This is a genomic window from Pseudomonas sp. NPDC086566 (assembly GCF_050280885.1).
In the GTDB taxonomy this organism is placed as follows: Bacteria; Pseudomonadota; Gammaproteobacteria; order Pseudomonadales; family Pseudomonadaceae; genus Aquipseudomonas; species Aquipseudomonas vlassakiae.
The window spans coordinates 239,605-262,336 of the sequence record NZ_JBNNWD010000005.1 but is presented as its reverse complement, the minus strand read 5'-3'; the positions used below and the strand labels follow the sequence as shown (position 1 = coordinate 262,336).

The window sequence follows — 22,732 nt, the reverse complement described above, 5'->3', positions numbered from 1 at the left end:
AAAAAAGGGGAGGCAAGCGTGCCTCCCCCATGTTTGTGTACTACCAGTTGTAACGCAGCCCGGCACTGATGCCCCAGGGCTGTTCTATCTTCTCGCCGTGGCTGTAGTCGAACTCGGCGTGCATCTGCCATTGCTCGGCCCAGGCCACGGATACACCGGTACCGAACTCGGCGCGCGAGCCGGACAGGTCGTTGTGGAAGGTGTTGCCGTTGACCTTGACGTCGTTGTTCCGGGCAAACTCGTGGGCCACTGCCGCCTTCAGGTAAGGCTGCACGCTGCGGCCCTGGCCAAGGTCGAAGTTGCGGCCTGCCACCGAACCCAGCTTGGCCTGCAGAGAGCGGGCACTGTCGCCATGGCCGCGCATGCCGTTGTCCAGGGTGACGTTCTGGCCTTGCACGGCCATTGCCGAGAGCTGCCCGTAGGGTTCGATGAAGTAGTCATTGGCCAGGCGCAGGTGGCGGCCGAACTCCACGGAGGCCCCCAGCCCGTTGCTGTCATAGTCGCCTTTGGCCTGCTTGCCATCGCTCAGGCGGACATCGGCCTGGTTCTGATAGCGGTTGAACTTGGCTACCGCGTCCAGGTAGTAACCACTTTGCGGTTGCAGCCAGGTCGCGTAGGCACCGACATGGTAGCTGTCGACCTTGCCCGAGGCGCCGCGGGGCAGGTTGAGGTCCGAGTTGCTGTAACCTGCGGTTACCCCGGCCAGCCAGTTGCCATCGCCCAGCGGTAGGGGGGTGTCGGCACCGAACGACAGGCCTTGCTGGGTTTGCTGGTAGCCCGTGCCAGCGCTGGAGGACACATTGAACTTGTTGCCATAGCTGCGCATCCACGCTCCGGTCTTGCCGGTATCGCGGCGGATTTCACCCATGCGGCTGCGCAGGGTCGTGAGTTCGCCGTACCACACGGTTGGCGCGCTGTTGAACAACCCCAGCAGGGTTTGCGTGCCGGGGCTGACGGTACGGGTGGCGGTGTCGAGATACCAGTCGTTGCCGTCTTCGCTCTGCTTCAGGTCGTAGGAGTAGGCGCCCAGGTCCACTGGCCCACCTTGCAGCGAGAAGCGGGCGTCGCCGCTGGCTGTGTGTACCAGGTGCAGGCTGCTTTCGGACTGCGGGTCGCTGCCGCTGCTGCTGACCAGCAGTTGATGGTCGCCGGTGGCATGCCCGGTGACTTCCAGGTGATCGGCTTCACCCGTGCCGAAATCGACATCCATGATGAACGTGCCGTTGCCTTCCAGGTTGGCCACCGACAGGGTGTGGAAGTCGCCTGCTGCCGCGCCGAAGCGGATCGCCCCGCCGTTCATGGCCAGGTCATTGAGCTGGGCATCGCGGGTCATTGTCCATTCGGCCTGGCTGTTGATGGCCAGCTTCTCGATGTTTTCCAGGTTGCCCTTGAGGGTGCTGCCGTTTTCCAGAGTGAGGTCGGCGCGCCCGCCCTGTTCGGCAACGATGTCGCCTTCCAGGTGGCTGGCATTGACCAGCAGCGTAGCGTTGCCGTCAGCGGCAACCGACACCAGAGGGCCGTTGCCAGCGCTCAAGGTGGAGCCATTGAGGATATCGATGCTGGCGTTGACCGGGTTGCCGGAGCCGTTACCGACCACGATGGCCGAGCCGCTTTCGCCGATGACCTGGGTGGCATCGAGCACAACACTGCTCGGCCCGCTGGCCTGGCCGCGCACATTGGTAACGCTGATGCCTTCCTGGCCGCCGCTGATGATGCTGTTGCGTGCAGTCAGGGTGCCACCCATCAGTACGGCACCCTGAGCGGTGCTATTGGTGCCCCGCAGTTCGCTGTTTTCCAGCGTCATGCTGCTTGCGTTAAGCGTGGCGCCACGCAGCGCGCCGCTGATGTGGCTGTTCACAGCGGTGACTTGCGAGCCACCGCGTGCACTGATGCCCTGGCTTTTGGGCCCGCTTACCGTGCTGTCGCGAAGGGTGGCGGTGGTGCCGTCCAGCGTCATGCCGCTGGCACCGGCGGCGCCGGTCACGGTGGCGCCGTTCACCTCAAGTGTGGAGCCTTTCTCGCCGTCGATCTCTTTGGTGACAGCGCCGTTGACGGTAAGTTTGACGCCAAACACGTGGTAGCTGTCGGGCTGGGTAGTGCCATCGATGACGGTATCTTTGGTAATGGGGATGGCAGCCTCGACGGCACCGCTGAACAGCAACAAGGCGCTGGCCGATGCAATGGCTACGGCAATCGCTGAATATCGGCCAGGGTGAGGGCGGGCGGTAATCATGGTCTCTTCCTCGAACATAAGTGTGTGCAGATGGAAACAGCTGCTAACTTAGCCGGAATGATCTTTTTTATATGTAGGAAAATTCTGATAAAGCATTGACTGAGTTGGCTGGAAACCGGGTGCAAAAGCTATATGCACCCGGTGAATAACCAGTATCAAATTGGACATGTTCCACCGGGCGTGGCGATGCTTACCACCGTTTCAAACGGCTCCGAGCCCACTTTTTCACCTTGGTAATCGAACGAATAGAATACTTTTCCTCGGCCTCTGCGGCGGCCATCCACATCTTCGTAGATTGGCAGAATGTGATCCTCGTAAGGCTCGATGCGCCAGACAAAACCGGTTACCTGATGGTCATCATCAATGTTTACGGTTTCATTTTTTACATATTCATCGGGGAGCGGCGTGTCGCCACTTTCACCCCAGTAAGGTTGCCAGGTCAGTGTTATCTCGGTGCCTGGCTGCAGGTTGAATCTGCTCAGGTCCGGCACTTTCAGTCGGAAGGCGGGGGGGGCCTTATCATCATCTGGGTCCTTCAGCGATTCGCAGACCAAACGACCAGTCTCGCTCAGGTCCAAAAACTCAGGTTTGGGTGCAACAACGATGACCGCTTTAACGTTCACCTCGGTGGGCGGGGAGTGTTGGGCGTTATTGGAGTCCTTGGCCCTGATTGCATAATGAGCGGGGAGCTTGTCCGCGTTGCCTGCGGCGTTGATATATTTCCACGGTAATGGCTTTCTCATGGGGAACGTGTCGCTGATGTCTACGGTGTAGTCAGCTTCAACGACATGTACGCCATCCCAGAAAAATTCGATCAGCTCGCCATTGTTAGCTGGCGTGTAAAGCTCGAATTCAAACTCTGCATCCTTATTATCGTGACCACGGGGCAGCTCGTTGGGTGTGGTCGAGCCCTCCGCAAACACCTTGCATGGGACCAAATCGGTGTTTACCGGGTCTGGCCATTCAGGGTCCGGTTCGGGGCGTACCGGCCCGATGTAGCTGAAGTCGACTTTGATCTTGGTCGATTTGCCGGGCTCTGGTGGAGTCGGTATGGAATGCCCTCCGCGCCTTACCCGGTAGCTGACGATTGTTTCGAGCTCGCCCGTTGCCGCGCCATAGGCGGCTTTCAGCACTTCACTGGGCACCGGCACTAGATAAGGTGTCGGCCCGCCGACCGTGTACTCGAATTTTTGGTCGCCCCATTCCACGACGAACACGTCTGTATGTTCGCCATTTTCGAATTCGGGTATTTCCACGACCACCCCACGTATTGCATCTATCAGGTCGATCGGGTTGCCGCCTGCGGCTTGTGGGACCACGGGGTCGCCCAGGCCTGTCGGAAGCTTGCCCAAGGCGGCTGTCACGGTTTTGTAGGTGGCGAGCTTGCTTTCGTTACCGGCGATATCCCAAAGGATGTACAAGGCGTAACAACCGCCATTACCCACCTCCTCGATCACAGCGGGCGGGATGAACATTATGCGATCGGCCGGTACATCCACATATAAGACGGGGGGGGGCAGGTCCGCAGGGTCTTGCGGAAGGTGGTTGAGATAGAACACGGCAACTTTGTCGTTGGCTTTCTGCCCCGCGTAGGCTTCCAGTTCGATTTCGAGGCCCTTGGGGTGAGCAACCAGATAGTCGTCGGTGACAGGGTCGTCGGCAATGACCAACGCGGGGGGCAAAGACGTGCCCCACGGGGGCGTGCGGTCGACGCGCAAAGTGATGGCAGGCGATTCATCAGGTGGGTTGTCCACGATCAGTTTGTAGCGCAGTTCCAGCGTGGCGTCAGCGGCCAAGTAGGACTTTGGCAGCTTGAGCTCCAGCGGAAAAATCGGCGAATCGCCAACGATTTCGCGTTGGCCAACATTGACCCAGTTGCCATCGATAAACAGCTGCAATTGAACAGCGTCTTCGGGGAACACATTCAGCCATTTATCAACCTCAACAGGAAGATCGTCATCCACTGCCGCCCTGGCCAATGTACCGTCCGCTGCGTCGACAATCGATGTGACACGCGGGGGCGATAAATCGACGTTTAGCATTGCAAGCCTTTTAACGCGGGCTTGTTCGAATGCCTGGCGAGCTTGTTCTTTGCTTGAAACGTTGGCTGATTTGGCCATGGGTGATGACTCCTGTTTGGGAAGTTCACTACAGGTTGTACGTGTCCGGTGTTTCATTGCAGGTAGGTAGCGACCACGTGCAATAAAATTTAACGCCGAGAGGTGATGGAGACCTCAGCTGCAAGTTGGCTTGCAGCTGACAGTATTGAAATATTAGTAGTGGAAGCTTTGAGTTCTTCGTATAGGGCTAGTGATAAAGGGACGCCTTTTGATAGCCATGTGGGTGTTGGTTCGAGTTAGCAAGTATCTTGAGCTGGGATCGCTCATCGGATTGATAAAAACTGGATTGATAGTTTCTGTAACTCCCGCTGTTGGTGAAGGTTGTTGCATCGCCGCCGGGTTTACAAATATTGGCTCTGGCAGTCCACTGCTCGAAGCCATAGCTTTTCCCAGATTCGTCTTTGGCCCCCCGGTTGGCACACTTCCCGCCGACCCCGTGGACGACACACTCCCCGCCGACCCCATGGACGACACACTCCCCCTAGGCGTAGCCGGCGGTTTACCCCAACCCTTAATCCACTTGGCAATCCCACGCAGCGCCTTGTAAGCCTGAATAAGCGAAGCCGGCGCGCCAATCGCAATGCCGCCATATGTCGCAAACTGCCCTGCTCTCATCAGCCCGTCACTTTCAGTGACGTAGCCACCGATGACCAGCCCCAGTGCCACGGTCTCGATTATTGTTGCCGCACCGAGCGAGACGGCAGAAATAATGGCCGCCACCGTTGCTCCGGTGGCAAAGGCCGCAGGCAAGGCCGACCCGAAGCTGATCACGCCAAGCACCAGGAATACGGCGGAGATCCCAATGCTTAGCCAGGCGTCAAGTGAATTGCCGCCGGCGCTGTTACCCCCGGTAAACGCATGGGGGTTGTCTTCGTCGGGACGCCGCAGGCGACCGCCACCCCAGCCTTCGGCAGCATGGCCGGTAGGGTCGCGGAAGACGACCGGGTTAGCGTCGCAGTAGACATACGGGTTGAGCGGGCCACCGTCGAAGAAGCTCAGCGAGTCAGGAAGCAGCCAGCGCCCCAGTCCCACGTCTAAAGGCCGGCGGTAGTTCTGACCCATCAGGTACCAGCCTGTGGCTGCATCCCGCATTGCGCCGTTGTAGCCGAGCATGCCCTGCGCGGATGGGCTGGAGTCGCCATAGGCCGCGTAACTGAACGTGGTCATCTTGCCCTTGCGCAATTCACACAGCACGCTGCCGCTGGCAGAGGTTTGCAGTAGCGTGGTGTCGTCAGCGACGCCAGCGAGCTGTTGCGCCACGGGTTGCTCTGCCGCATACAGCAGGTGGGTAACCTGTGCGCCGCGCACGGCAACCGACAGGCGGTTCTCTTCGAAGAACAGCAGCTGTTCCACTTCGTCGGCGCCTTCGCTGGCATAGAGTTCATTGAGTGCATCGTAGCGGTACTTTGCAAGAGACTTGCCGTTCTCGTCCTTTACAGCCGTCAGTCGACCGCGGGCGTTATATTCCGGAACAAAGCCCCCTTGGTCATATCGCATGTGGCCATTCTTGTCATAGCTGAATGTGAGTTTCGGCCCGGTGGGTATGTAGCTGATGCTTTCCAGTTGGCACGGGTCGGCTTTGCGGTAGCTATAGGCAGCCCTTTGCAACTGCTCGATGCCCTCAAGCTTGTATTGGGTGGTCTTGATGTTGTTGTAGCCATCCAGGGGCATGGTCAACTCGGTATAGGGTTGACCAAACGGATCCTTGGGCAGTTGGCTGCCGCTGCATTGATGGGTCGTCAGGCGCTGGCGGGGGTCGTATATAAAGACCTCATGCAACTGGACCTCATCGCCGTGCTTGACCGTGCGCTCATCCAGCAGGTCATCCTTGCCCCACAGCTGCGTGACGATGCGGGTCGGTTGGCCGGCGACGGTCTCGGTCCGCTTGTTTTCGTGGCCATAGTCGTCGTATTCGATTTCGGTGACCTGGGTTGCGCCGCCGCTGGCGGTATCCTCGGTGGTGATCTTCCAGGGGCGGCCCTGTGTATCGTACTGGTAGCCCACCTTCACCAGGCCCTGAGTCGAAGATTCCAGGCGCAGGTGATCGTCGTATTCGTAGGTGGTTTCGACATTATTTGCCTGGAGGTGGGAGTGGGGCAGGCCTGTTGACGAAATGTCCTGCGAAGTTTTCCACTTCTTGCCGTCCGGGCCTGTCCACGTTTCAGACGTCAGCTGCCCGACCTCGTTATAACCGTAGCTTCGCTTCCCGCTCTCATTATCGATGGTGTTGCTTGCTTCCAGCAGGTTGCCTGTGATCGGGTTGTACTTGAAATTGAAATCGTCATTGGCGAGCAGGCTAGTCTTCGGCGCCAGGGTCAACGCCAGGTCGTACTCGTACTTGATCGTGGCGCCTGCCGGCGTTGTGTAGCTATCGGGCTGACTGCGGCCACCTGTGAAGGCGTATGTCTCGGTACGTTCGCCCATCGTGCGCGAGACCAGGCGTTGCAGGCTGTCAAACTGCTGGCTGGCAATCTGCTTGCGTTCCGCGATCTTGCCTTCTGGCGTGACTGTCAGCGAAATGGGCAGTGCTTCGGTGCTGTGGCTTGCGTAGGCCTGCTCAAGCAGAGTGGCGTCCGGTAGCAGGGTGCTGGTCACGCGGTCGTAGGCATCGTAGGTATAGACGGTGCTGTAGCCACGCTCGTTGGTATCTTTGGTACAACGCCCCAAGCCGTCATAGGCCTGCAGCCGGGCATGCCCGGGCAGAGCCTTCCATTCGCTGTCCATGCGCTGGGTGCGCACCGGCTTGTCGAACAGGTTCATCCACGTCTCTACCCTGGACGCAACCTGCCCGTCACTGCCGCTGGTCCAACGGCGGATCACTGCCCCGGTAGTATGCTCAACAGTACCAATCGGATTGATTTCCTCGTGCAGACTGGTGCCTTCGGGATTGATGGTGCGCGTGAGCTGGCCCCAGTCATCGTACTGGTAGCGGGTCACCCGCGATTTTTGCTTGCCAAGGTACCAGTCATGCCTGGTTTCGCTGGCCTTGTTGCCCCATTCGTCGTAGCTCAAGGCATGGGTATCGTGCAGGCGTTTCGGCGCTTCGTTGTCGATCTTGTCGCGTGCAACACGCACCGGGCGGCCCAGGCCATCCACATAGGTTCGCGTGATGGTGCCGAGCGCGTCCGTCAACTTCTGCCCAGGCGGTTCCGCATTTGCGTTATCTGTAGCACCACGCAGATAGTAGGCATAACTGCGCTCGGCCGGAAATTCGCCATCAGCCGAGGTGACAGATTCAAGTGTCACTCGGCCCAGCAGGTCGTATTCGTAACGGGTGACGATGCCATCCTGATCGTGCTGTTCGTGAAGCAGGCCGGTACGGGTCGACTCCAGGCTTACCTGAGTGGCCGTTTGAGCATCCCACAGGCCCATGGTCGTTTCAGTGGTCCGCACCAGCGCAAGCGTGTCGAGATGGGTGTACTCGAATGTGCTCATGATCATGTTGGCATCGCGCAGGGTCGTGCGCATGCTGACCCGGCCATGCTGGAACGGATTGGTCAGGTCATCGGTGTAACTGTACTGGACTTTTTCCAGCTCGGTTTCATTGCCCTTGCTGTCTACCGCCACCAGGGTTTCACTGTCGACAAGATGGCAAGGCTGCAGGTCAGGGTAGTCGGGGGTCACCAGCGCATCGCGGGTGGCATAGGTATAGCGTTGCACCAGCGTGTCGCCATCGTTGCCGGCAGGGATAATCCTGCGCTCCTTCAGATGGCGATCGAAGCCCTCAGGATCTTTTGGGTGGCCTGGGCTTGCTTCAGCCGGATACCAGGTATTGATTTCCTTGACGCCATTGGCCTTGGTTATTTCCAGCACGTTGCCTTGGCCATCGTAGCGTGTGGACTCAATGACAGCGCCCCTCAGCGGGCTATTGCCCTTGCGATACCAAAGGCGGCTGGTTTGGGTGGCGAGTTGGAATGTCCGCGGCTGGTCATCAAATGGCACACCCTTCAACATCTTTCCATAAAGGGTGGCCGTTTGCGCAACCTTGTTGCCTTGGGTGGTTTTTTCCAGCGTTTGCAAATGAAACTGGTTGAAGCGCCGTTCGATGGAGCGCACCGGTTTGTCATCTTTGTACAGGGTTTCCACTGAGCCGTAACTGTAGTCGCCGATATGCTGATACATCGCGTCCAGGCCAGTTTGGTTCTCGCGTGCCCAGTCAATGTCCAGGGTGTAACCGAGGAAGTTGTATTGCTTCGGGTCGTCGGGGTCGTTTGGGTAGGTATATCGAGTGTCGATTGCCGGTTGCCCAAGGCCGGGTGTAACCAGATGGTGGGTCACACGGGGGATTTGCCCCACAGTCGTCTGGCCGTTACCGTCCTTGAATGTATAGAGGTGCCCCTCGTCGAGATACAGTATTTGCTCCTCGCCACCATTGGGCGTGGTGACCTTTTGCATGCACCAAAGGCCCTGCAGTTGCTGGTAGTCGAAGTCCCATGCCCCTTGGTCATGAGTGGGCAACTCGATTCTCTTGACCGTGCGTTCGGCCCCGGTCAGGTGCATTTTGTATGACGCACCCGGGCCGCCGAGGGCGTCAGGGAAATAGTTAAGGGACAAGATGTTATCGATGCCGAGTTCAGTGCTGAACACCGGCTCGCCATCGGCCTGGTGTATGGCTTTCAAACGCATGAAACCGCCACTGACATGCTCATAGCGCAGCCGCAGGACATGCCCAAGAGGCGATACGACCTGCTTCGGAACAAAGGCCCTGTTGCTACCACTTCCTTCCAGCCCAAGGACCTCGACCAGCCCCGACCGGTGCACGATGCGGTAACCGTCACCGTGGCGGTAAAGATGGAAACTGTCCAGTTTCTTCTCGCGCATCAGCAACTGTCCGGTCTCTGGATCGTCAGCGGTGACCTTGTAAGTTTCACCGCTGGCCAGTGTCAGCATGCTGTCAGCGGGCGTAAAGCGAGTGTGCTGCAATTGCCAGTTGGTGCCGTAGCCGGTGTCCTGATTGCTCATGCTGTTGAACAACATTACCAAGGGAAAGTCGATATCCCTCAGGCCATTGGCGTGCACAGGGGGGAGTTCGAGCCTCATTGAATATTGCCCGGTGCGAGCGTCGACGCCGTTCGTGAGAAAACTCATGAAGTTCATGGCGTTGGATTGGAGAAAAAGATCGTCGGAGAGTTTCGCAATCATGATGGGTATCCAGGCTGTCAAGCGCTCATGTGCCCTAGCTGGCAGATGGCCATTGAAGAAAGATGGAAAGTTTCACAAGCGTCTGGCAAACCGTATCAGCCGCAGCGGCATGTCGCACCTAGCAGTTTTGTCAGTTTTCGAGGTTGCGCCGGGCGAGTAGCGTAGTTGCAAACCAGCCGGCATGAACCGGACGACTACGGGTGAATATTGATGAAAGCCGACCTGCCAGCACGTGAGATCCCGACAGATAGCGAAATGCCTAAGCCTGAGGTGCCGATGCTGTCCGGCGGTAATTTGGACTTGAAAAGCTTGGGTATTGATGAACTTCCAACCTATATCACCTACCCAGGGATTGAGCTTGGACAAGACGTGGCCCCGAACTTTCGTGGGTGCGCAGATGACGGTACGCCAAGTGACATGTTGATGGCAAAACAGACTATCGATGATCTCGATGATCAGAAGAGATTCCTAATGCTTATACCCAACGGCGTTTTGCAGCCGATGAAAGGAGGTGGGCAGGTTTTCTATTCGTTCTACACGGTGGAAAACGACGACCTTGTAGCGCAATCACTCAGGCTCTTCTTCACTGTCGACAATGAAGACCAGGGAGGAGGGGCCGTGGAGTTGCCTGTCCTGCAACTGCAACAGTCCCATGAGTTGCACGTTGACCTCAAGGCGTTGGGCAGCGCCGACGCCATGTTGGCCGTATTGCCATATCAGGCCATGGCGGAGGGCGACAAGGTCACGTTCATTTACCAGGCGTACTTCGATGGCGTCGATGACCCCTTCGTTGACTGGGAGTTCACCGAAGAAGTTGCATCAGAACAGGTGGGCCAGGCGATATTGGCTGTGCTGCCCAATAGCGTGTTGAAGTCTGCAGAAGGCTTGAACGGCAGAATGTATTACCGTATTGCCTACAAGGATGTCGCGGACGAAAGCACGTCACCGGTGCAGCTCAACTTCCCGGTTCGGGAAGTGCTGCCCGCACCGGATCTGCTGGCGCCGCCAGTCATCAAGACGTTGGTGGGGGATGCTCTGGATCCCGATGACTGGCCTGACGGCATTTTTGTGCAGATCCCCTACCATGAGGACATGCTCGCGGGGGCCGGTGTGGTGTTGTATATCGAAGCGTTACCGTCCTCCATACAAGCTATTCAGCTGGACCCCAGTTCCGCTGACAGCAAACGGCTTGAGTTCCACCTTTCGCAACAATGGCTGCGCGACCGGCGTGACCAGGACATCAGCCTCAGCTACCAGTTCGGTGTGGTTGGCAAAGATGGTCGCTCCAAGTCGCTCGAGCTAAAGGTGGAGGCGGACCTGAAACTTGCGGCTGCCAGCGTGAAAGATGCAACGCCCGACGATACGGATCCGCTGCTGGCGGAGATAGGCGGAGACGCCCTTTTCCAAGGCACGGAGATCATTCTGCCGAGTGATCAGGACCTACCCCCGGAGCCTGAATTCACCGTGTTCTGGGAGGGCCATGAAACGTTCAGCAGTACGACCCCGATTGGCTCATCGCTGCGTTACATGGTGCCCAAAGCCTACATGGCCGCGAACCTGGGAAAGACAGTGAAAGTTCATTACGACGTCAAGTTTGGCGGGGGCAAGCCGCGGCAATCACCGGTTCTTCGACTCAATATAAGGGACCTTGACAGCATGAGATGGAGGACTATCGAAACGCCGGGGTTCGGGAGTGCTATATCTCGGGATGCCGTAGACGAAGCCAAGGGTTTGCCACTGCTTCTGAAGTTTTGGATTTTTATGGAAAAAGGCCAGAACGTCAGCATCGAGGCGGTCGGTAAGGTGGAGGGCGTCAATAAGACTTTTAACATCAGGGATGCCGTCGCGGTAACAGAAGAAGAGGTGAAGGCGGAAGAGATAACCGCATCATTCAGAAAAGCTGACCTGGCGTCCTTCGATTTCCCTTCAACGTTTACAATTAACGTGAGGGTCAGCTTTGACGGAGGGCTGTCGTATAAAGAGTTTCCGAACCTGACTAAAAGGTTATTGGACTGAGCGCCATTGTTCGTATGAGTGAAGCGCGGTGTGCGATAGCCCGACGCCGCAAGCCTATTTAACTTTCAATTGCCACGTGGCAGTCAAGCACTGCATGCGACCGGCAGGGTATGCCATTTTCAAGAGGATATTCATCATGGCAGAGACGGTTGAAGATATTGTTGACTGGATGTGGAATTATCCAGAACTGCTTGGCTGGGACGTGATTGCTGCGGTGGATATCACCGAACTGGATCCCGGCCTGGCGGAGGCGCATTTGTTTCGGTGGCGCAACGGCGAGGATCTCGGCGCGATCGAAGGTAACTTCCAGATTTATAACAGGCCGGTCTTTCACTATTTGAGTGGCTTGCGTCTAGGCGCTGCAAAGGTCAATGTAAATTTCAGTAACCCGCAGCGGCCAGTTATCAGCTGGTCCATGGACGTTGAAGGCGGAACCCGCACGGTTGTCGAGGAGCCCTACAAAGTCCGCTCGCTGTCGCGGTTTGATCTGTTGGACCCTGCCCAGTTGCATTCGCGTCAGCTTTTGGTGGATGACGGTGGGCGTTTGCTGATGGATACCAGTGCAGGGGAGGAATACCGATTCAACCTGGCGGAAGGTGACCAGGAACAACTGGCAGGCGGTCGTTTTTTTGAGGGCAAGTTGAAGGCAATTGCCGAGGACTACCCTGAGCGGGTGCGTTATGTGATCGCCGGTACCCCTGTATCAACTGAAAACCCCTTCCTTGCAAGCCGGAAGATTGTGCCTTCGACCTGGGTCAGCGCCGACGGCAAACGTGTGGCGCTGCTGTTGCTGGTTGCGTTAGCACACGGCGAAGGTGGCCAGACGCCGCTACCTGGTGGTGACTTTCCTTTTCCGCTCCCGGAAGAAATCGCCAAGGCCGGCCGGGGCACCCTGCTGGTCAACCTTCAAAGCATGGAACGTGCAGCACTGGGCTACGCCGTGGAGCATCTGCTCGAGGGGGGAGCCTTCGAATATCAACAGCAGGGCAGCGGCGGCAAGTTGGCGGTGATGAAAGCTACAGCCGGCACCTTGCGCATCCCTCCCGCAGATTACCAAAGCAGTGCGTTCCAGTTCGAGTCACAGGCATTTGAACTGAAAGGCGTGGGGCTGGAAGTCGATTTCCGCGAAGACGAGCCTCGCCTGGGTTGGCAGCAAGAGTTTGCGGTCACGTTTACCTATTGGCGGAGCGGGAGTGCCGACAGGCAAACCCATACCCCGACGTTCAGACTCAACCTGGCTCATCAATTCCAGTTGTTCCATGACAGCGAGCAACAGCACCTGACCCGCGGGCGGTATTTTGCCTCCCTGCGTAAAGAGGCAGAAGTCGAGCTGGTTTCCGGATTGCCTGGGGATATCGGCGCGGACGAACTCGCCCAGATTCACGAGTTCATTGCCTACGCCATCACCCGCGGGATCTATCGTGCAATCGCGCCCACGCTAAGTGCGCGCAGCCCTGAGAAGTTGATGGAACAGTTTCATCTGGCCGACATCAGGCACTTTGCCAGTACGCAGGCGCAGGTCGAAGCACCCAACAATCTGGCGGTATTCGCATCGGTAAGCAGCCAGCCTGTGCAATTCTCGATCAAAGAGCAGAGCGTGCTGCTCAAACCTCGTGAGAAGTTTCCTTTCCAGCTGGATACCGAGACCCCCAATGTTCAATGGTCAAGGGTGGCCTTGCCTGGCAGTTCCGGAGAGTGGGGCGACATCGATCCCGTTACGGGGGAATACACCGCACCGAGTGAGGGCAAGATGGGGCCATTGGAAACCCGAGTGCTGGTGATTGCCACTGACCCGGCAACGAACGCCGAGAGTGTTGCCAAGGTCACCGTGCTGACCAAGGGCGTAACCCTCAATCCTCTGATTCATGTCACTCACGCCAATGCCCATGAAGATTTCCAGGTCGCACTCACTGCCGGCGCGTTGGATGGCAGCACGTACAAGTGGGCCTTGATTGCCGATGAGCAGGGAGGAGGGAGCATTGATCCCGGCGCTGTTGGCCCGACCAACACCTACACGCCGCCTGGCGAACCTGCGCCTGACATTACCTTTACCGTCGATGAGGTGATGGTTACCAGTGAGAGCGGCGAAAGTACCAGCAGCCTGATCCTGGTCGAGCACAAGTCGCCTGTCCTTGAAGTGCTCATTGACCCCGATCAGCAACCGCCGTTCGGCGTGCAATTGCAGGCTCGGCTCAGCGGGAAGCCAATCGAGGGCGTGACCTGGTCGTTGCACCCCGGCATGCCGGGCAGTCTCGACGGGCAGGGTCTGTACAAACCTGACGTGTATGCCACCGAGCGCTTTGCATTGCTTCGCGCCAAGTACGTACTCGAGCCCGTCGGGACCCTGGAGGGCTACCTCATCCTGCCCCTGCCGTTGGAAGAACACACAGGCGTTCGGGCCTTCCTTACTCCCCCGCCGGCGAACGGCAAGCAGCACTGATCGAACATAGGTCAACCTGGAGGACAGCATCATGGCTGGCTACTCACGCGACGATATTGTCGCGGGCATGAAAGGCAAGAACATTACCCTGGGCTGGGGCGCGGTAACCGCATTCAACCGGTCCCGGCTCAACCACGTGCTGAACCAGCAATACCTCAGCCGGCTGCACGAGTTGCGCTTTCTGCCGCTGTTCAACGGCGAAGTGCCGGACGAAAGCGGGCTGGGCTGGAATATTCAGTTGCACTTGATCGAGTTCGGCGCCCCGCGCCTGTCGTTCCACACCGCGTCGATGCATGATTCCAAAGCCATGCTGACCATGAACATCATTGGCGGCAGCCTGGGCAAGCGCAACCCGCTGAGCGACAGCGACCAGGCACAGGGTGACCTGACCGAAGGCATGGGTTACTACCTGGAAATGGAAGTCGACCTGAAGCTGGCCGTAGGCAAGGTCGACCGCCGTGGGCGGGTCACACTGGACCTGGCCAAAGGAGCGCGCTTCAACAGCAATCTGTTGCAAGGGGCTGCGGCAGATGCGCTGAGCCGGAAGCTGGAGGCCTGGTTTGCTCAGTTGCCGGAGCACCGAACGGTATTCGAACTGGGCTTTATCGATTATCACGGTTATACGGCACTGGCACCCAGAAGTTTCATTTTGTATACCCAGGCGGCGCCTGGTGCCGCCCTCAGGCACGCCGACAACTATGGCGATGGCGCGGTGCTGGCGTTCATCCGTCTGGCTGGCAATGACAGCGATGGGCAGCGACCTGACAGCCGCTTCCCGTACCTGATCCCGAATGACCGCGATGGCAGTGGCGAGGACATGTACTCAGCCACCTTGGTGGTTGCCAGCAACCTGCTGGAGCACGTCACGGACAAGCGCCTGGAGGTGCTCAACAGCCTGCTGTTCCCAGGCCAGCAGGTGTTTTCCGAGGTAGGCCGGGATACACCCCAGGACCTTGCTGTGTTTGGCCGCATCACGCCCCATCACGCGATGCTGACGGTTTCACCGTCCACCGGCACGCTGCGCCCGGGGGGGACCCTGCAGTTCGACCTGCTTGATGCGAAAGGGAAGAAGCTGGTCGCCAGCGCATGGAGGGCCACTAGCATCAAGAGCCATCGTGCTGTCGCGCATGGTGTGATCTCGGACACCGGCCTGTACCGCGCCGCCAGCGCGTCGGACATGGGGCACGAAACGCTGACGGTGGTGGTGACCGCCGATTACGAACTCGCAAACACAAAAGAGACGGTGAGCGCCAGCGCCCGGGTATTGGTCACGCACGAGGCCATCGAGCTTGCCCAACGCCTGGAAACCCTCCCGTCTACCCTCCCGTCGCTGACCCTGAACGGGAGCCATGCCAGTGGTGCAAGCTTGTCGTGGACATTGTTGGCGCCTGAGTTGGGGGCGTTGCAACCCAGTGGGGCTGGCACCGTGTTCACGCCCTCCAGTGCCCGGCGCAAGGTGCCGATCGCGTTGCAGCAGGTTCAGGTTGAACAGGGGGATCAGGTGCGTGCAGGTGTGCTGCTGCTTAACGCGCACTACGCGTTGCGGCTGAAATCAGCGCCTGGCCAAGCCAGTTCGCAGGCTACCGGCAAAACCGCGCAACGGGTCAAGCCAGGGGAAGCGGTGCAGTTCAGCTTTGATGCCGATGATTTTCTCCCGGGTGCGGCATTGGCCTGGCGGGCGCTGGGGGACGGAACGGTCAATGCGCAGGGGCTCTACACGGCTTCGGCAAACGTTTCGTCGGGGGTGGATGCGGTGGTATGCGATCTGGAGCACGAAGGCGTTCTGTTCAGTGGTGCATACAACGCGCTGCAGATATCCACGCTGGCTGAGGAGAGTAGTTGGCGCACGATCATGAAGTTCGATGTGTCGCTACCCGCCAACCGGCAAATTGTGTATGGCAACCGGTATATGCAGCAGCAATTCGACATCGTGGTGGAAACAAACCCTGTGGGCACTGAGGAATACCAATTGTCACGTACCGAGGAGGCCAGCATGGAACTGGTCGAACTCGCGTCCAATGACCGCGTGCCTCCATTGCCCGAGGCCAGCGAAGGAATTGAAGACGATCAGAGGTACGCAACCCGTACGCTGCGGAATAAATTCAAACTGTACAGTCAGGCGGGGGTCAAAGACGACCCGTATGAGCGGCGCCTGAAGACACCAGGGACGACGTCGTATGTAACCCGCTTCTTGCATGTCAACGATCCGAGCGCGAAGTCTAACAAGTTCTATGCCAGGTTCACCAAGGACGGTGGCGGTGAATATACGTCTTTGCAAATTAACCCACTCACTGGGACCGCGGAAGTAACCGTATTGCCGTTGCCGAGCCACCAGCTTGAGAACTACAAGATCGAACGCAGGCGAGTGAAGGGTATAGAGCCCGGGCCCGAAGGGAGGCCGGGAGATGAATACTACCTTGAGTACCGATCAAGGGATTACTGGCAATTCCGATACCTGAATGCCGACTTCGTAACGGCGGAATTCCTTAATAAAACTGCTGAATGGAAGGACAAGGAGAAGGTCAATTTTTCGATGATCCGTTGGGAGAGTGAAAACCGCTATGAAATCATGGCCAGCTACACCGGTTTCATTTTTGACGATCGGCTGAAAAAAGTCGAGCCAGCACCTGATGAGGATGAAGAGAATACGCGGATTGTCGAATTTGACGAAGGCCTTGATGAGGTGTTGGGGTACAAGGTGAAAGTGTGGGGGAATGACGTTGAGTCCACCGCGTTCAGCAGCGGGATGGCGGTTATCTGCAATGACCGCCTGGATGACATACCGTACAAGCCGTTGGGTGAGCAGGCATACTTGGCGGAGCCGATGGTTATCAAGTTTGTCGATGAATACGGTAATGCGCACCATATCGAGTTTTCCTACGGCCCCACAGGGCAGTCGGGTGATCGCAACGTGGTGTCCTGGGCTTTGGTTAGGAATAAAGATTAATTGCAGTAACTGGCTGGATGTATGTGCGCCGCCTGTTACGAGCACATCTATAACTTCCGTGGGCGTAGTGAGGGTATCGGCGCGGTCCAGGCCTGAAGCGCAATGGCTGTCCGTGGTTTTTACGTTACGTTAAGGAGATCGTACTTATGAATATCAAACTTTTGTGGCTTGCGGCACTAGTGTTTGGATTATCGGGTTGTAAGGGCGCGTTGGTTTCCGAAGCGCCCACTGCTACGGGTAGAATCATGTTTGCGCAAGAGCTGGTAAATGGTGAGCCTAATGGGCAGCAGTGTGCGATACCTATCGAGTCATCCGGTTCCGAGAGAGTCTATAACCTTAGGACTTCTGATACCGAGTGTCATAATGACGTACATTCGTTCTTTCGTGTAGAGAATGCACCTTCGGCGGTTCTTTTTCAATTGAGGTCTGATGCGGAACAGTTGAAACCCGGCGAATGTAGGCCCGATTCACAAACGCGTTGGATTTTTTATCTGCGTACTACACGGCAGCCAACAACGACGGGATGGATATCAATAGACGGCCTCAGGGGTCGCCCTGACAAGGATATTGTTGATCTAGGAGGCGTGATGCTGGAGCGGTCTCACGATGAAGGCGGCAATATCGAAGGCAAGCTGTCGTGCGTGAAAGTTGATCATTAATTCGGGAGGCTGTCATGAGCGCATCAACAGCGGTTTCATCCAATGCATTCAACTTCATGAGTTACCTACGCAACGGTGTAGACCCCCGCACCGGTCAGTACACCATGACGATTGAATTGCCAGACATCAAATGCAACAACCTGCAAGGCCCGGCGTTCCCTTTGCGCCTTTTCTTCAGCCCGTTAAACCGCCAGGATTCCGGTTATGGCATGGGCTGGAACTTGCAACTTACCCAGTTTTCGCCGAGCAACAATGTGATCACCTTGAGCAGCGGTGAAACATTCGAGGTCGATGGCGAGGATAAAGTCACCCAGCGCCTGACCATGAGCGAGCAGAAGCTGGAGAGTTTTCACCTGTATCGCCATGGCAACGGTGCCTGGCGGGTGGTGCATCGCTCGGGCCTGGTTGAAATTCTCGAGGTGCGCAACTCTCTTGCCGTACCCGTGCACATTTATTCGCAGGAAGGGCATGGCGTACGCCTGGATTACGAGTCTTACGACAGTAGCCCGCGGCTGCATTACGTTTACCAGGATGATGGCGAACCGGTGCTGCAGATCAAGCGTGGCGGCTCATCGTTCACGGTGCTGGGTTACCCGGATGGCCTGGGTGGCGGGCTGGCAGAATATGAGTTCGGCTTGGGGGCCGAGGGGGTGGTTGAACGCATTGTCCTGCCGTCCGACCCAAACCCGCAGAAGCGTGGCAGCTGGCGGATAAAGTACGAGAAGAAAAACGACTTCCACTGCATCACCCGTGTGGAGACGCCGACTAACGCAGTGGAAACGGTGCAGTACCTGGACGAAGGTCACCTGTTCCCGACGAAAAGCACGCTCAAGACGTTACCGCGCGTTACGCACCATGAAACAGACCCAGGGCATGGCCAACCCGTTGAGGATGTGCGCTACACCTACCCGAACGACCCCGAGAAGCCGGTCAAGCACAACTTCCTTGGTTACGGCCTGGATATCGACTGGACCAAGGGTGACGCGCAGGATGCGCTCTATCAGTACGTCGGCGATTACAGCTACGGCTCGGTGGAGTCGCTGTACCTCGACAATCAACCCGTACGCAGCATCGAGCGTCGCTTCAACCAGTTCCACTTGTCGACGCTGGAGAAGACTACACAGGGCAAGTGTGTAAGGCAGACTGCACTGCACTACAAACTGAAAGATGATGAAGACAGGTTCATCGCGTTCAAGGATTTGCCGCGCAATTTCCAGTTGCCCTTGGAGACCAGCCGTCTATGGTGGCTGAGCGGTACAACGCCCAATCGCCTCGCGGAGGTCGAGCGCACGCGATACGATAACCAGGGCAATCTGTTGTCGCGTGTGAAGTTCGTTGGCAAAAACGAAGAGGAAGCAAAGCAACAGGGCGTGAAGGAAGAGTACGTCTGGTATGCGCCTGACGAGCAGGTCGGTCACCCCAAAGACCCGGAGGGCTTCATTCGCCATCTTAAGGAAAAGCATGTCATCCCAGCCCCGTCGACGGCTGGCAAGGCTGCCACCGTCATCAACCGTTATTTCTACAAGACCCTGCCAGCCTTGACCGGCGGTGATCGCCCAGGCCTGGACCCTTGGTATGTCATGGACTACGAAACACTCGTGGAAAAAGGCAGCTCGGAAACCGAATGGCAACGCACGGTTTATGAGTATGAGCAATCAACAGCCCAGCCCTGGAAGTTTGGCCGGGTTGTCAGCAAGGTCACGACCATGGCCGGGAAAGCCACTACCTCGACCTACGCGTACGACTTGCTACCCTATGCCCCCAAGGGACGACCGAGCCGCAATGCTGCCTATGTCGCCAGCCCCCGCGCAGGCGAGATGGTGCTGCAGACCAAAGAGACATTGACCGGCTTCGACGGGTTTTACAAGGACATCACCACCGAGCACTCGGTGTTGCACGACCTGCCACTGCTCAACAGTGATGACCAGGGCGTTGAGATCCGCTACGAGTACAACACCTTGCGGCAAACCGTGCGGGAAATCGTGGCACCCGGTAAGGATTATGAGGCCGAACGCCGCTATGTTTATCACCTGTGCGCTGAATTATACGAGGAGGAGTATGAGCCGTTGCTCGAAAAACTGAGCACCGTACTGGCCCCTCTTTCGGGTTCGGAGCGGTACGCGAAGTTGTACGAAGCGCTGTGCGCGACGGTGCGCGCCGAATTGCGGCAACAGGCCAGCCAGCAGGCTTGGGACGTCAAGGACGTGGAAACCCGCACGCTGTTCGACGGCCTGCAGCGGCCGATCGAGGAGTATCGCCAGGACAAGGATAACCTGATGGGGCTGGGCACAGACAAACTCCACCTGCGCTATGAGGCCAGCTATACGGTATTCGGCGAGCTCGCCAGTGAGACCGCAATCGACTGGCTCAAGAAAAAGCTACTCAAGCTGAAAAGCACATTCGCTCAAGATGACTGGGGCCAACAGTTGAGCGTGACCTCCCCGGACGGGGTCAAGACCGTTGAGCAGACTGACCCCATCGGCAACGCGCGCTACCAGGAGGGGCCGGTGCAGTACGCCTGGCGCGAGGACGCCAAAGGCAACAAGACCGGCGTTACCGAAACCTGGCTCAACGTGTTCGAAAAACCGGTACGGGTAGAGCGCTTCGATCTCAAGGGCAAGCCGAACAGCCTGACCGTGACCGAGTACGATGGTGTGGGCCGGTCGGCCAAGGAAACCGTCGGCTTGAGCAAGCTGCGCATCAACGAATACCGCTATGACATTTTTGATCGCCTGATTACCCATCAGCTACCGAGCGGGGATGTGGTCACACGCGAGTATGCCAGCCACAGTGCGGATGACCTGCCTACAAAAATCTCGGTTGCAGGCAAGGTGCTTGGCCTGCAGACCTTCGATGGCCTTGGCCGACGGGACAGCGAGACGACCGGTGGGCGCAAGCAGACATTCGAGTACCGGCAAGGTGAACGCCAGCCGTGGAAAGCGACCAAGTACAAACGCGACCCTGCCCAGTTCGACGTGATTGAATATGACTATGAACCGGCCCTGGGTGAAGAGCCTGTCGAGCGCAAGATCAATGGCATCGAGCAGGACAAGGCGGTATATGAATTTGACCTGCAAAATGCTCGCTTGACCGATTTCGATGTGCCGGGCCAAAAGGTGCATCGCACTTACTTCACAACAGGGGAAGTAGACACCGAAACCCGGACCCTCGACGGTGAGGCAGAGCCGTTCGAAATGAAGTACCGCTACAGCCTGCTCGGGAGGCTGGAAAGTTATAGCGATGTTCGCAAGCAGGAGCAGACGTACGAGTATGACGAATATGGCAGGCTCGAATCCACGAGTCTGGCGGGTGTCAAGGCCACCTTCACGTACGACGACTTTGGCCGTACCGAGTCCTATACCACCGAGGAAGGGGGTCGCAAACTGATCACATCGCTCAAGTACAACGAGTTCGAGCTGGAAACCCGTCGTACCTTCGATTTTGGCGACTCGATACAGACCTTGCACCAGTGCTACAACGATGTCGACGGCATGAGCCAGCGCACCTTGACCGAAGGGCCAGAGGGAAGCGAACGCGTGCTGCGCGACGAACGCTATCTGTACGACACCAGTGATCGTCTGACGGAATACCAGTGCAAGGGCAAGGATGAGGACACCATGCCGGAGCAGCCGCCTGAAGATTCATGGGGTAACAGGATTTATGAGCAGGTATTCGGCTTCGACGCGGTGAACAACATCATTGCCCTGACCACCACGGATACCGACATGAAGCTGCACAGGACACAGTATCAGTTCAAGAATACTGCCGATCCGGCGCAACTCACCGGTTTCGTCCATCTTGCAGCAGGCGGCCAACCGCAAACGTTCGAACTGAAATACGACGACTACGGCAACATGACCGATGATGCTCAGGGCCTGACGATGACCTACAACGCGTTGAACCAGCTGATCACTGCGACCCGTGACGGTAAAGTTCAGCACTATTACTACGATGCCAAGGACATCTTGAGCGGTACCCTAAGCAACTGATGCTCGACCTTCGCCCCCGGCGCCTGCAAAAGGCGCCGGGGGGACTTTAGCGGTAACGCAAGGTGAAATTCACCGCGCCTTTGGCTTCACCGGCCCTGACCTTTGTGTCGGTCTGAATGAAGTGGGCACCAAACTTCAAGGCCATGCTGCCAGGGCTGATCGGCAGCAAGGTCACCTCACGGCTCAACGGCAGCGGGCTGCCATCCTCCTTGACCACCTGAATGCCAATACCGGCGTCGTCGCTCGCATCATTGCTCAGGCTCATGATTCCGTTGGCCGGGTCGAGCGGCCGTGAACCATTGGTCGGGTCCAGTTCGATGGATACCTGGGTGAGGCCACTCGGGTCGGTCTGGCAACTGGTCAGGGCAATCTCGAAGGCTGTGGTGCTGGTGGTGAATGGCGGGCCGGTGAAATCGCTGAGCTCCCACGACCCCAAGTCTACCGGGTTGGGCTTTACCGGGTCGCCGATGATCTGGCACTGCGCCTGGATCACTTTGGCCCTTACCGTGTAGTTGAAAACTTCACCAATGCCCTGGAAGTCGTACATGGCGCGGAACAGCAGGGTATCGACGTCGTGCTGGCCTGGCGGGATGTCACCGGTTTTTATCAAGGTTATGTCGTTGTACAGCAGCCTGGTGACATCGGCAAAGAAGCCGGTCGCCTGTGTGAGGCTGGCGCTGAAGGGCACCAGCGTATGACCTTGATCCGGCCAGTAGCGGTTGCTGGCTCCGCCGTTGAACGGCCTTGAAAGCTTCACGCGGGCGCCGATGCCGTCGACGTCGGTCTTGAACACGTGGCCGTCTTCGAACGGTGGCAAGGGGGTTGGAAAAATCGGTGCAACGGCAACGAACTTGAATTGCATGGGCGACGGAGGGTTACCGTCTGAGAGGCACGATAGCGTCAGGTTGGTGCCGCCTTTGACAATCGTGTAACCATCCGTGATCTCGGCGATCACACTGCCTAGCGGTGCATCCTTGGCGATATGAAGTGTGGAAAGGTCGCGCACGAACTCCATGGGTTGAGGGCCTGCGCCGTTCCATTTGCAGAAGTTGTTCTCGTCTGCGAAGGCTAGCCCGGGGGCAGCGAGCAAGCCGATGCACATGGCGTATCGAAGAAGTTTCATGGGTGTGTTCCTGATGCCGCGTGGCGAGCGTATTCGCCACGCGGCGTGTTACGAGATGGGAAG

The 22,732-nt window shown here is 57.7% G+C and carries 9 protein-coding genes; 5 read left to right on the top strand and 4 right to left on the bottom strand.

Annotated features, from left to right (window positions below):
- Positions 1-40: 40 nt before the first annotated feature.
- The 3 genes from ACQKPS_RS13565 to ACQKPS_RS13555 all read right to left on the bottom strand — a co-directional run bounded on the left by ACQKPS_RS13565 (position 41) and on the right by ACQKPS_RS13555 (position 9,495).
- Positions 41-2,233, bottom strand: coding sequence for an autotransporter outer membrane beta-barrel domain-containing protein (locus ACQKPS_RS13565; RefSeq protein ID WP_254480930.1), 2,193 nt, complete (start codon positions 2,231-2,233; stop codon positions 41-43).
- Positions 2,234-2,388: 155 nt separating this feature from the next.
- Positions 2,389-4,353, bottom strand: a complete 1,965-nt coding sequence (locus tag ACQKPS_RS13560) for a hypothetical protein (protein ID WP_427604448.1) — start codon at positions 4,351-4,353, stop codon at positions 2,389-2,391.
- Positions 4,354-4,506: 153 nt separating this feature from the next.
- Entirely contained in the window at positions 4,507-9,495 is a 4,989-nt protein-coding gene (locus ACQKPS_RS13555; RefSeq protein WP_427604446.1) for an RHS repeat-associated core domain-containing protein, read from the bottom strand.
- A 210-nt stretch (positions 9,496-9,705) separates the two neighbouring features.
- Between ACQKPS_RS13555 and ACQKPS_RS13550 the strand changes: the two genes are divergently transcribed.
- From ACQKPS_RS13550 to ACQKPS_RS13530, 5 genes are all read left to right on the top strand, one after another.
- Positions 9,706-11,511: a hypothetical protein gene (locus ACQKPS_RS13550; RefSeq protein WP_427604444.1), complete on the top strand. Its 1,806-nt coding sequence runs from the start codon at positions 9,706-9,708 to the stop codon at positions 11,509-11,511.
- A gap of 136 nt (positions 11,512-11,647) precedes the next feature.
- A complete protein-coding gene (locus ACQKPS_RS13545; protein ID WP_427604442.1) occupies positions 11,648-13,951 on the top strand; it encodes a hypothetical protein in 2,304 nt (767 codons plus the stop codon).
- A gap of 31 nt (positions 13,952-13,982) precedes the next feature.
- Complete coding sequence (locus ACQKPS_RS13540) at positions 13,983-16,898, top strand: hypothetical protein (RefSeq protein ID WP_254480925.1); 2,916 nt, start codon at positions 13,983-13,985, stop codon at positions 16,896-16,898.
- Between the two features lie 146 nt (positions 16,899-17,044).
- Positions 17,045-17,557 carry a hypothetical protein gene (locus ACQKPS_RS13535; protein WP_254480924.1) on the top strand — a complete coding sequence of 171 codons (513 nt, stop codon included), beginning with the start codon at positions 17,045-17,047 and terminating at the stop codon, positions 17,555-17,557.
- 14 nt (positions 17,558-17,571) lie between these two features.
- Positions 17,572-21,546, top strand: coding sequence for a sugar-binding protein (locus ACQKPS_RS13530; protein ID WP_427604439.1), 3,975 nt, complete (start codon positions 17,572-17,574; stop codon positions 21,544-21,546).
- Between the two features lie 46 nt (positions 21,547-21,592).
- On the opposite strand, the gene ACQKPS_RS13525 is transcribed toward ACQKPS_RS13530, so the two are convergent.
- Positions 21,593-22,669 (bottom strand): fimbrial protein, encoded by a 1,077-nt coding sequence (locus ACQKPS_RS13525; protein WP_427604437.1) that lies wholly within the window; start codon positions 22,667-22,669, stop codon positions 21,593-21,595.
- Between the last annotated feature and the right edge of the window lie 63 nt (positions 22,670-22,732).

Coding starts and splice junctions, on each gene's coding strand:
- ACQKPS_RS13530 (WP_427604439.1), top strand. CDS start 17,572: ATGAGCGCATCAACAGCGGTTTCATCCAATGCATTCAACTTCATGAGT.
- ACQKPS_RS13525 (WP_427604437.1), bottom strand. CDS start 22,669: ATGAAACTTCTTCGATACGCCATGTGCATCGGCTTGCTCGCTGCCCCC.
- ACQKPS_RS13560 (WP_427604448.1), bottom strand. CDS start 4,353: ATGGCCAAATCAGCCAACGTTTCAAGCAAAGAACAAGCTCGCCAGGCA.
- ACQKPS_RS13535 (WP_254480924.1), top strand. CDS start 17,045: ATGAATATCAAACTTTTGTGGCTTGCGGCACTAGTGTTTGGATTATCG.
- ACQKPS_RS13545 (WP_427604442.1), top strand. CDS start 11,648: ATGGCAGAGACGGTTGAAGATATTGTTGACTGGATGTGGAATTATCCA.
- ACQKPS_RS13550 (WP_427604444.1), top strand. CDS start 9,706: ATGAAAGCCGACCTGCCAGCACGTGAGATCCCGACAGATAGCGAAATG.
- ACQKPS_RS13565 (WP_254480930.1), bottom strand. CDS start 2,233: ATGATTACCGCCCGCCCTCACCCTGGCCGATATTCAGCGATTGCCGTA.
- ACQKPS_RS13540 (WP_254480925.1), top strand. CDS start 13,983: ATGGCTGGCTACTCACGCGACGATATTGTCGCGGGCATGAAAGGCAAG.
- ACQKPS_RS13555 (WP_427604446.1), bottom strand. CDS start 9,495: ATGATTGCGAAACTCTCCGACGATCTTTTTCTCCAATCCAACGCCATG.